The sequence below is a fragment of the Arenibacter sp. ARW7G5Y1 genome, from assembly GCF_003201775.1.
Taxonomy (GTDB): domain Bacteria; phylum Bacteroidota; class Bacteroidia; order Flavobacteriales; family Flavobacteriaceae; genus Arenibacter.
The window spans coordinates 13,155-26,432 of sequence record NZ_QJJZ01000001.1; the positions used below are offsets into that span (position 1 = coordinate 13,155).

Here is a 13,278-nt window from a genome sequence, read left to right on the forward strand (position 1 = left end):
ATATTTATTGAATATCAATTAGTTGTAATAAATCATTGTTCTTGGCTATAACTAAGGCCTTTCCTTTATTGGGAGTTGTAATTAGTTGAGCTTTTCTTACATCACCGTCAATATATAAGCCACTTTGATATGCAGGAACCTCTTCAAAATTACCTTTACCATCACCTTTTAAGAACAATCCGTAAGATGCATCATTTCTAGGTGTTTCAACTTCAGAAACATACCAATTGCCAGCAATGACAATATCCAAATTCCCGTCATTGTCAAAATCATTAATATTTATTGTATTAACAGATGATATTTGGGAGGAAAATTTTAATGGGTGTACTTGAAATGTTCCATCCCCTTTATTTTCGAAATAGCTTGTAGCAAATGTATTTGCGCTATAATGCAATGCATTGTTTAAATTGGGTTGGCCATAAACATCCATAAGTGTAGCCTCGGCAAATTGATGATATGTGGCGAATTTTTCTTTGATTGTAGGAACTTGATTGGAAGAACATTCACGTCCCCGTAACGGATACAAATTACCCAAATCATAATATCCTAAAACTATATCTTTGGTTCCGTTAGAATCAAAATCCTTTTGATATATTTCAAATGGTTCTTTTTCACTGGCATTGTATTTGTAGTTCATCCCCAAATTACCAGCAATAATGTCCTCATCACCATCGCCATCAATATCTGATGAAGCAACGCTAAACCACCATCCTGTTTGATTTTCAAGTTTCGTTCTTTCGGTTACGTCCATGAAATTACCATGTTCGTTTTGTAGTATTCTTGGAGACATCCATTCCCCTACAATAAACAAATCAGGATATTCATCCCCATTGCTATTAAACCAAATTGCATCTGTAACCATGCCTACGTTTAGCAATGAAGGGGCAACCTTCTTTGTTACATCCACAAATTTTATACTTCCTGTGGTACTATGGTTTTGCAGAATAAAACTATTTACCGGTTCAGGGTAGTTACCTGGCTTCTGTCTTCCGCCAATAAATAAATCAAGATCCCCATCTTGATCAAAATCACTCGCTTTTACACAAGAACCGCTGGTTTTTAATGATGGTATAGTCAATATTCTATTAAAACCCCCATTTATATTTTCATATAAACGGTCATTTAATCCTTCTGAGTTGTGTTCTTCTTCATTGCCGCCGCTTACAACGTATAAATCCAGATCACCATCATTATCAGCATCGAAAAATAGTGCCCCCGTATCTTCAAAATTACTATCGCTATGAAATGCAGGCTGGGTATGTTCAATAAAATTTCCTTTTTCATTTTGGAGAAAAATTTTTCCGGCCTGGGCCTTTGCACCTCCTATATAAATATCGTCTAAACCATTGTCATCAATATCGCCAATAGCCAATGCGGGCCCTGTTTGTGATAATTTATGAGGTAATAAACTCTCTCTTTTAAAATCATCATAATCATTTTCTTGATGTAGAAAAGAGAGTGATTTCTCAATAGTTATATCTTTAAAATATAGATTTTCTTTATCTGCAAGAGAGGTGTCATTTTTTGCGGATAAATAATCAGCCTCAAAAAGTTGATTTACCTTTAGGTTTTTATAGCTACTCTGTTTGCCATCGGGCCAGCTGACCGTTAGTTCATCAATCTCTTCTAAACTGCTTAGGCCAAAGTGAATATTTGTAGAAGAAGCTGACTGAAACCCTCTTGTTGGATAAAATTCTTGGACTTGTTTATTCTTGCCATACACAATTTTTACCCTGGCACCAACAGCATTTAAATTACCCTTAGGGCCTCTTAATTTGACTTTAAAAAAATTACCGGTTTCATTATTTCGTGCAGTGTTTTCGTAAATAAATGCAAGATTATCCATGTTGTTTACTACAATATCCAAATCGCCATCATTGTCTAAGTCGCCATAAACTGCTCCATTTGAATTTGTGGCTATATCTTTTGCCCAGAGGTTGTTTTTTTTTTCGTAACCTTGGCCATTTTTATTTTTAAAAAAATAATTGGGTTTACTTCTATTAGGCATTTCACCGACCAATTCAGAGATCAACGCTCTTGCTTTTTGTTTGTTTTGCGGGGTTTGTTCTCCATTTGCAGCAAAAAAAGCATCGAACCTTTTTTGTTTATATTTCAAGAAGTCGTTATTTCTAAAATCCTTTTTTATTCCGTTGGAGATGAACAAGTCTTTCCATCCGTCATTATCCATGTCAAATAATAAAGGCCCCCAACTCCAATCTGTGTTTGATACATTCGAAATTTGAGCTATATCCGAAAAAACAGGAACACCTTCCTTTTCGTTTAAAATGCCATTGTTCAATTGTAAGGCATTGTACATGTACTGATGATGCAGCCCTTTTTTAGTTAGGTCGTAGAACTTTTCAGGGTTCATACCGCTCATGGAGGTTTTGATATCATAGTTATGCTCGGACATCATATCCAATGTTATAAAATCTAGCCAACCGTCATTGTTGATATCCGCAATATCATTACCCATTGAAAAATAGGAAATATGTTTAGCAGCTTTTTTAATAACTTCTTCAAATTTTCCATTTCGTTTATTCAAATAGAGATAGTCTTTTTCTGAAAAATCATTTCCGACCAAAATGTCTGGCCAACCATCATTATTTAAATCGCCGATTGCAATACCTAAACCAAAACTTAGCCCGTTATCAATAATTCCACTTATTGCTGAAACATCTTTATAAAATCCTTTTTCATTTTTGAACAACCTTGAACTTTGAAAGGGAGCGGAAGTTTTTTGTAAACTGTCGATCATTTCATCCTCGTAGGGTTGTGTTCCGTGATTTATGAGAAACATGTCAAGGTCATTGTCCCTATCGTAATCAAAAAAAGCGGCTTGTGTAGAATAGTGAGGCAAATCTAGACCATAGTCTTTCCCTTTTTCTTCAAAAATTGGTATGCCATCTTTGTTGTTGCCTTTATTGATCAATAACTCATTCCTTCTATCGTCCGGATTGTTATACTTTCCTGATTTGCAAATGTAAATGTCAAGTTTTCCGTCAGAATTAATGTCCACCACAGTTACCCCTGTGGAATATCCATTATTACCTTTTGTATTGGATGTCTTTGTAATGTCTTTAAACTTTAAACCACCACTGTTCAAATATAATTTGTTCGAATTTAGATTCGATATAAAATAAAGATCTGATAGACCATCGCCATTAAAATCGGCCAAAGCCACCCCACCACCATTGTATAGATATTCATATAAGATACCATTTAGATTTGCGTTTTCGACAATGCTATTTTTGAAATCTATTCCAGTATCTTCAGATGTCCTTATGGTAAATAAATTGGGATCATCTCCTGCATTTTTTATCTCTTTCACCAGTTTATTACATCCCATTAGGACGAAAAAAGAAAGATAGGCGTAGCGCAGTTTTTGAGTATTTAATATTAATAAATTCATAAATGCTTTTTAAATAATCGTTTAATAGGAACAAGAGGTTAACTATACCCCTTGTTCCTTGATAAAGGATCAACACAACTATTTTCAAACGATAAACTCAAAAAACTTTATTAATATCCGGGGTTTTGTTCCAAAGCTCCACCCGAAGCCGTGATGTCTTCCAAAGGAATTGGGAACCAATAATGTTTTTGATCGAACGACTTTCCGTCAAGAGCTATTCTAGAATAATCGTAAGTAAATGAACCATCATTCTCCTTGGTAATAGTAACGCCCCTTGCAGGACGATTTTCAACATCCTCGGCAATCATCCATCTCCTAACATCAAAATACCTGTGTTCCTCAAATGCCAGTTCTACTCTTCGTTCATTCCAAATTCTTTCTCTCATTTGTTCTTTGGTAAGACCAGACAATAAAGGCATACCTGCTCTTTCCCTAATTGTATTTATAGCATCATATACATCTGATGTAGGTCCGGAAACTTCATTTTGTGCTTCAGCAAAATTTAGTAGTATTTCGGCATATCTAAAATATCTCCATGGTGTAGTACCCATATCATCCCATGAATTTAAATCGATATCTTCGCGCATAAATTTTCTCATCAGATACCCCGTTTTTGATGTATTCCATGGTTCATTACCATCGGGACTGTCCAATCCACCTGGTAAAAAAGACTCGTAAGGCCTATCCCTAAAAGTCATACTATTGTATACTACTGTTGCATAAAATCTAGAATCGCGGTCTGCATATGGATTTTGATCGTCATAACCTGAGGCAACATCATCGATTGGTAATCCGTTAGACATTTCAAAATCGTCCACAAAATTCTGCATTGGGCCATTACCTCCCCAGCCACCGGAACCGTTTGGTCCGTTCATTCTTTCAATGGGGATTGCTCTTCCTCCAGAACTGCTACTGGGCACATAGAATCTCATAAATATATCCTCACTTGTCATTGTCTGGGTTACAAAATATTTTCTGAAGTTTTCTACAGGATCGCTATCAAGGTTGGTCACTAGACTATATTTACTCAAATTCATGACATCCGTGGCCGCATCGGCTGCCATTTGCCACTTTGAGGTATCATCTGTCCCACCGGTGTAAAGAGGGCTGGCAGCATATAGAAGCACTCTTGATTTAAGAGCCATTGCAGCACCTTTGGTAGCTCTTGCACCATTTTCTTCAGGTAAATCGGCGATTGCTAATTCTAATTCATTCGAAATATAGTCAACTACTTCAGGTATTTCCTTTCTATCATATAAAGGGGAAAAGTCACTATCTAATTGAAAGACTTCATCACCTACTATTGATGTTTTACCAAATCCCCTTAAAAGTTCAAAATATCTAAATGCACGAATAAAATGTAGTTCGGCCGATAACCCCTTTTTGGTTTCTTCATCAAAAGGTGAAGATTCACTATCAATTTGTTGTAAAGCTATATTTACTTCACGAATATTTCGATAACTTCTTCCCCAAACGGTACTCATGAAACCATAATTACTAGGCGATAATTGGCCTCTTTGTACCAAATATGTGGCATCATCATTACTATAAATACACTCATCAGAAACTGAGTTCCACATCGCCCAATGAAACCCTCTACCAAAACCTGCGGGAGTATCACCGCCATTATGACCAGGTTCTTTATCTGCAATGCGAATACTTGTATAGAGTCCCCTTATAAATGCATCAGCTAATTCCGAATCGGCAAAAACTGCTTGATCTGTTAAATTGGAGCTATCTGTTTCAAGAAATTCCTTTTCACAGGAACTAAAAAGTAGTGATATGCTTAATAACACTAAAATTGATAAAATTTTATTTTTCATAATAATTAAAAATTAACATTTACTCCTATATTATAAATCTTTTGCTGAGGATAAAATCTACCATTTGATGCATCCCCCTCGGGATCAACATCTTTAGCCTTTGTGAATGTTGCCAAGTTAAAACCGCTGATATATAGTCTAGCTGATTTTAGACCAATGGAAGACAAGGTACTCTCAGGAATATTGAAACCAAATTCTACATTCTTTATTCGAAGGAATGAGGTATTTACCAACCAAAAATCATTGGTGAACAAGCCCTCATTTATACTTGAGGAGGTTCTTGTATCCACTCTAGGAAATGTACCATTTTTATTGTTCGGACTCCATCTATTATCCGCCCAGCTACTAAAGTAGTTGCCTATTTCGCCAGATTCGGCTACAATGTATTGTTCTGATTTTGCCTGTCCTTGAAAAAGCATGTTAAAATCAAAATTTCTATATTCCCCACCTAATGAAAAACCATAGATGATTTGAGGAACATTGGTTAAGTCACTCCTAACCCTGTCCAAATTGGTTATTTCCCCATCACCATCTACATCACGGTAAATAAGGTCACCCAACTGTTGGCCGGGGAGTGTAACATTATTGTCCAAATCTGCTTGGGTTTTAAAAATTCCCAACGCTTCGTATAATACTGGGGCATTAAGAGGTTTTCCTTTTGATAATTGATAATCTGGTAAACCGGCTGCGTCATCTAAGAATATTACTTCATTTTTGTTAAAGGTAATATTGGCATTCGCGAACAAACTAAAATCATTTATATTCCTTTTATAATTCATTATAGCCTCAAAACCACTGTTCTTTACTTCCCCTATATTTTCTTGTGGTATGATGGCGGACACATCTCTTTCGTTCACGATTCCCGATACCAATGGAAGTGATCCTGACCTTGCGGTAAGTAGACCTTCTCGGGTCTCATCAAAATAATTCAATTCTATATCGAAATCATCAAACAAACCGATATCTAAGCCAACATCCAATTTCTTTGCCTTTTCCCAGGTAATGGCGGGGTTAGCCAATTGAGCGATAATGAAGATAGGAAGTGGATTTTGATTTTGATCCACAAAATCAGTTGGTCTTAATCCAAATGTATTTAAATATTGAAAGGCATCGATTCTGTCATTTCCTAAAAGACCGTAGGTTGCCTTGATCTTAAAATTGTTTATGGATTCGCTTTTGAACCACTCTTCTTCCGATAGTCTCCAACCACCTGATACACTAGGGAAAAATCCAAATCTACTATCCTTTGCAAAACGTGATGAGCCATCGTAACGCGCCTGAAGTTCTAAAAGGTATTTTTGAGCAAAATCATAGGAAATTCTACCAAAGTAATTTTCTCTGGTAAATTTTTGACTATAGCCGTTATTACTGCTTTGTGTTGGGTCACCTCCGCCTAAGTCAAATTCTGGTATTTCTGCGGATAAAAATCCACTTCTGAATGCCTCGAACCTGCCAAAATTTCTTTCCTGTCTTTCAAAGGCCACAAAGGCACTCACATTATGGAAGCCAAATTTTTGTTCATAATTAAGCCTTAAGTTGGCAGTTTTCAAGGAAGTATTTTCTTGTCTCTGAGTCAGTTCAGGGGTGCCACTATTTGGTCCACCAATTACTTCGTTGAAAACGGGTGGGTTTGTATTTCCGTCTATTTGATATACGGTATAAGGCACTACAAATCTTTTTATGCTATGCAGGCTTTTATCTTCGGAATAAAACCCTTTTAGTGACAAACCGTCCAAAAAGGGAAGACTGTACTCAAAGTTTAAGGTAGTATTCACAACTGTTGTTTCTTGATTATCAGTCCCAGGTATAGCAGTTGGTAGAATGATCGGGTTTTGGGCATTTTCCACACCTGCGGTTGGAAGGCCATTGGAGTATTGGGCGGGGATTGTAGGGTAAGTTCTGTATATTGCCCTAAATATGTCCCCAGCACTTCTTGTAGGGTAATGGCGATTCTCTTTTCGAACATTGATATCAACTCCTAAATCCAAATTTTTTGAAACCTGCATATCTAAATTGGTACGTAGATTAATTTGATCATATTTGTTGATTCCATTTTTATAAATCCCTTCTTGGTAGGTTCTTCCCAATGACGCAAAATACGACATGCTTTCGCCACCTCCCCTTACGGATACATTTTCGCTGTCCTGTAGGGAAAAGTCCTGAATGGTTTCTGCGATCCAATCTGTATTCGGAAATAGATCTGGATTTGTACCATTTTCAAACGCTTGGATATCAGCTTCTGAATAAATTTGATTCATTCCGCCTGTTGGATTGTTGTAATAGTTTATCTCGTTAAGAATTCGGGAATACGTAGGCGAGTCGGCTAAACTTGGTAATTTGGTTGGTGTAACAAATCCTTGGTTATAGGACAAACTCACCTGTGGTGCTCCTTTAGCTCCTCTTTTTGTAGTAATTAAAATAACCCCGTTTGCGGCTTGTGAACCATAAATTGCTGCAGAAGCATCTTTTAAAACGGTTACATTTTCAATGTCATTAGGGTTTAATCTTTCCAATCCACCAAGACGATTGGCTATCCCGTCAATTACTACCAACGGGTTATTATCACCTGTTGTACTTATACCCCTAATTCTAATGGTAGATCCATCTGCACCTGGTTCCCCAGAACGGTTAAGGGCTATTACACCCGAAAGTCTACCCGCAAATGAATTGGATACGTTTGGCTGTGGGCTTCTGACCAATTCTTCGCCCGTTGTTGTGGAAACCGAACCGGTTAGGGTAGCTCTTGATTTTTGACCATAGCCTACAAGTACAACCTCATCCAAACTTGAAACATCTTCAGACATGGTAATATTAATTGTCGACTTACCACCAACTTGAATCTCTGTCGATTCAAAACCAATAGATGAAAACACAAGTACATCATCTGGAGAGGCTGATATATTATAATTTCCGTCAAAATCTGTGGCAACACCAGTGGCAGTGCCTTTGATGATAATACTGACCCCAGGTATGGGTTGTCCAATGTCATCTATTACTAAACCTGTAACCGTTTTATTTTGGCCGTAGGCACTGATTATTGTAAAAATAAAAAGTGCATTGGATAAAATCACTTTTTTAGTTGACCAAAACGACGAAAATGCGTTCCTTAAACGTTTCTTCATACTTTTAATTTTTTGGGTTGGTTAAATTTATTGACACCTAAACTTTTGTTTTTTCAGTTCTAAATCCTATCTTTTTAATTAAGAATTTATTGTGAACCAAAATGTGCAATACAATATTATTTAATGAATACTGCACATATAGGGGTCAAATTGGCAAAAATAGGGGCACAAATCGTTAATATTGATAAATTGAGGTATGGGTAATTGTGAATTTGGTAATCTTGCTAAACCAAGTTATTTTTAACACTTTTTTAAGGCTGTCATATGGGTAGGTCGTGTTTTTATTAAAATGTAGAAAGATTTAATGATTTTGCGTTGGATGGGCGATTAATTATCAAACTTGAATTGAGCAGTATAATTTCCCGTTTGTTAGTGAACAAAAATTTAGGGTTAGCCATACACATTCCAAAATGTAAGTTACACCATCTCAATAAAGTTTTCGTTTTATGATCGATTATTTAAATATCCAAAGAATATGTTTTGGCGAGTAAAATACTTATTGATTATCAGAAATAATAATTCAATTGACTCTATTGGTTAATTACATTATATTAAAATTGTTATTGGGAATTTCATATTGTTGTCTCCATTTATTTATAAAAGCAAGGAAGAAGATATTTATGGGAAAATTATTTTTGCTCTTTTCGGTAGTTTTTTTTACTCAATTCCTGTATTCCCAAAATAAGCACAACAATAACACTGTTGAAAGCCAATTGAATTTTTATTTGTTGGATGTAGAAGAAGGTCTCTCCAATAATTATATAAACGATATAGAACAAGACACGCTTGGTTTTATTTGGGTGGGCACTATAGATGGGTTAAATAGATATGATGGATCAAAATTCCAGCATTACAAAAAGAATTATAAATCAACAGGTACTGGTCTACAAAACAATCACATCAAACAAATTGAATTGAATCTTAATGGAGATTTATTGCTTGCTACAGATAGTGGACTAAGCACCTATCTCGCAGATTATGAAAGTTTTAATTCACTTTTGGATTATGAAAAATTAATTGATAAACCCATAAACTGTTTTACTTATGGACCTAATCAAGAATTAATTTGTGGTATGGTAAGGGCACCTGAAGGAGTGCATATAATCAACAAAGAGCAAAAACTTGAATCATATAAGTCCATTCCCAATGATAAAAATTCACTTTCATCCAATCATGTTTCAAGTCTTACAATGCAAGGCGATTCAGTTTTATGGGTAGGAACCTTTGATCGTGGTTTAAACAAGCTAGATTTTAAGACTAGGGTTATTACAAGAATTTCATACGAAAAAAACCAATCTATATCTTCTTCCTCAGTAAACTCTCTTTACACCGATCAAGAAGGGAATGTCTGGATCGGCTCAAAGGATGGTATGTATGTTATTACCACTACAGGGGATACCTTATCTTTAAAATCATCAGCTAATGTGGGTAATGGACTTACAGATAATAATGTACTTGCCTTTGAAGAAGATGATAACGGTCAAATTTGGATTGGTACCCGAAATGGCGGTTTAAATATTATAAACAAATCTCAATTTCTAAATAATGACCCTGACTTTTATGTAAAGTGGTATTTACCCAAATTAGATGGTACTAGCGTTTTTAATAGAACTGTATCATCTATAAAAAAGGATAAGAATGGTAATATGTGGATAGGTACCAGTACAGGATTAAATTATGTAAATCCTAAAGGTGAACCTGTTATTTTGTTAAAGAGAGATGAATCCAGTACAGAAACTCTTGGCCATATGCGAATTGGATCCTTAGCAGAAAGTAAGGATGGTAAAATTTGGGTAGGTACAGATGGAGGAGGGCTGGACTTATTTAATCCAAACACTTCACAATTCAAACATTATAGGCACAAAGCGGATAACCCGGCTAGTCTGAGCAATAACTATGTTATTTCATTGTTGGAGGATACAAGCCAACGTCTTTGGGTAGGAACCTACCACGGTGGTCTCAATAGATTGGATAATCAGAAACATATTTTTAAGAAATATTTACAAGGAACTATAGAAGAAGGTAGTGATGTTCGTAAAATTTTTGAGGACTCAAACGGAATTATTTGGGTAGGTACCAATAGAGGTGGGCTATATAAATATATAGAAAAAGAAGATGATTTTCAATATATAGAAACACTTGGGAAAATTGATGTTCGAGATATTAAACAAGGCAAAAAAAATCATTTGTGGCTAGCAACTTTTGGAGACGGGATAATAAGTTACGACGTCAGGGCTAATAATTCTACTTCATATAAATCGGAAAATACAGATTATTTGCCAACGGATGTGATTTTCTGCATTCAACCGCTATCTGATGGTACAATTATGGTAGGAACACGTTATAGTGGACTTCTGTTCTTAGATCCTGAATCAAGAAAAACAACTGGCTTAACTGAAAGGGAAGGTTTGAGCAATAACACCATTTGTAGTATGGTGATGGATTCAAATAATAAAGTATGGCTTAGCACCTTTAATAGTGTAGATTATTATGACATAGCAACCAAAACAATACACAACCTTAAAAATCAAAATAATCTTCAGCAGGGCGAGTTTAATATTGGTGCGGCAATAAGTAGCTCCTCTGGTTTATTATATTTCGGTGGAAATAAAGGTCTAAATATTATAAATCCGGCACAGCTAAATCGGATAGTTGAAAAACATTCCATTATTCTGGAAAGTTTAAATGTACTGAACAAACCCGTACCTATTACACCCAAGGATAACAATAGTGGAATACTAAATAAATCAATCGCCTATCAACATGAAATTGTTTTGAACCACAATCAAACATTATTTTCCGTTGATTTTACTTTGTTAAAATTTCCTGTGGCCAAAAACGTTTCTTATTCTTATTTTTTAGACGGGCATCATACACATTGGATAGACAATAAAAATATTGGTACTGCAACCCTTAGCAATATCCCTCCAGGGAATTACGTATTAAAAATGAAAGCAGAGGTAGGGCCCGAAACAATTTATTCAAAAGATCTGAGGATAACCCTAACACCTCCTTTATGGAAAACCTGGCCGGCATACCTTCTTTATTTTATTGTTCTTCTAGGATTGACTCTTGGTGTTATGAAATATTACTCCGTGAGGATTAAACTGAAAAACTCTTTACTTTATGAAAAAAAACAAAGACAGTTAGAACATGATTTAAACGAAGAGCGGATTCGTTTTTTTACCAATTTTTCACATGAGCTCAAGACTCCTCTAACATTGATATTGGCGCCAGTTGAAGATTTAATTTCCCAAATTAATGACAAAAAGCAGTTGATGAGTATTAAGTTAATTCAAAAAAACGCGAAGTACTTATTTCAAACTATTAATAAACTACTTGAATTTAGAAAATCGGAAGTTGATGCGAGTGATATAGTGGTCGGTCGATATAATTTAAATTCTTGCCTGAAACATTTAGTAGAAAATTATATCCCACTGTCAAAAAAGAGACACATAAAACTTATTTATTCTTCATCGGATGATACTTTCATGGCCTGGTTCGATTTGGAAAAATTGCAGATAGTGGTCAATAATTTGCTTTCGAATGCATTTAAACATACCCCAAATAATGGCACAATTGAAGTTATTACAGATTATGATAATTCTCACTTTAATATTAAAGTAAAGGACTCTGGATCAGGTGTTCATCCTAAAGATCTACCTCATATTTTTGAATGGTATTATCAATCGGGAAAAACAACAAAGAAAAAAGGTTCCGGTATTGGTTTGGCATTTTCAAAAAATTTAATAGAATTACATAAGGGAGAAATACTTGTATCTACCCAAATGAATGAAGGTACTATTTTTACGGTTTCCGTGCCAAGAAACAAATCATTGTTCGCAAATAAAGTAGTAAAGCAGTCCTTCGATTTTGTTGAAAAGGAGGATGTTTCAGCTTCAAATATTTGGGGGCCAACAATTCTTGAATCATCACTTGAAGAAAAGCATGCCCAAATTGAGCTTGATAAAAATCGAGAAGTATTACTATTGATTGATGATAATCCTGATATTCTCCAATATTTACAAGGACTCCTATCTGAAGACTATGATATTATTTTTGCAGAAAACGGTAAAAAAGGAATCGATAAATCCCTACATTACGTACCAGACCTTATTATTTCTGATATAATGATGCCAAAAAAAAGTGGAATAGATTTATGCGGAATATTGAAAAAAAACATATCAACTACGCATATCCCCATTATTTTGCTGTCGGCCAAAGATAACCACGAAAGTATTATGTTAGGCTTCGAAGAAGGGGCAGATGATTACATAATAAAACCTTTTAACGGTCAAATCTTAAAATCCAGAGTAAAGAACCTTTTAGAAAATCGCAAAAATTTAAGAACCTATTTTCAAAATCTCGATAATTCGATAGATGATCTCACCGATAAGCAAGCAACTTTATTTAATAGGGAGAAAAAATTTTTAAAGAGCTTGGAAAAAATAATATTAGAAAATTTGAGCAATGAAGATGTCAGTGTTGACACCATTGCCCAGGATATAGGAATGAGTAGAAGTTCACTTTTTAGAAAATTGAAGGCAATAACTGGTCATAATATTAATGAATATATAAGGATGGTAAGAATTAATAAAGCCGCTTCCCTCATTAAAAATGAGGGCTTTACTATCGCCCAAGCTACATATGAAGTTGGTTATAGTAGCGTAAAATATTTTAGAAAACATTTCAAAGAACAATACGGGGAATTACCATCAAGCTTTCAAAAAAAAATGGAAAGCTAAAAAACATTTTCTGTAGGATTTAAGAGGTTTATCTCTCAAGTTCTCTAAAAGAGATTATAATGGAATTAATAGTAACACTTAACTAATGGGGCACTATCCTAAGGATAAGATTAAAGGATAGTTAACCGGTCATGCTGGTCGATAGTTCAGAAATTTTGTCCGATTATAATAAAATA

4 protein-coding genes and 1 pseudogene are annotated in these 13,278 nt (G+C 35.1%); 1 reads left to right on the top strand and 4 read right to left on the bottom strand.

All coding sequences use genetic code 11. The features are described 5' to 3' along the window. Positions 1-4: 4 nt before the first annotated feature. From C7972_RS00070 to C7972_RS00080, 4 genes and pseudogenes are all read right to left on the bottom strand, one after another. Positions 5-2,710, bottom strand: coding sequence for a VCBS repeat-containing protein (locus C7972_RS00070; protein ID WP_258364739.1), 2,706 nt, complete (start codon positions 2,708-2,710; stop codon positions 5-7). A 282-nt stretch (positions 2,711-2,992) separates the two neighbouring features. Continuing rightward, positions 2,993-3,412 (bottom strand): annotated as a pseudogene (locus C7972_RS24370) (FG-GAP repeat domain-containing protein); the annotation flags it as partial. A 110-nt stretch (positions 3,413-3,522) separates the two neighbouring features. Continuing rightward, a complete protein-coding gene (locus C7972_RS00075) occupies positions 3,523-5,235 on the bottom strand; it encodes a RagB/SusD family nutrient uptake outer membrane protein (RefSeq protein WP_110354183.1) in 1,713 nt (570 codons plus the stop codon). A 5-nt stretch (positions 5,236-5,240) separates the two neighbouring features. Further along, positions 5,241-8,357, bottom strand: coding sequence for a TonB-dependent receptor (locus C7972_RS00080; RefSeq protein ID WP_110354184.1), 3,117 nt, complete (start codon positions 8,355-8,357; stop codon positions 5,241-5,243). Between the two features lie 620 nt (positions 8,358-8,977). Here C7972_RS00080 and C7972_RS00085 point away from each other — a divergent pair. Then, on the top strand, positions 8,978-13,102 hold the full coding sequence (locus C7972_RS00085) for a two-component regulator propeller domain-containing protein (RefSeq protein WP_110354185.1): 4,125 nt from the start codon (positions 8,978-8,980) through the stop codon (positions 13,100-13,102). Positions 13,103-13,278: the final 176 nt, after the last annotated feature.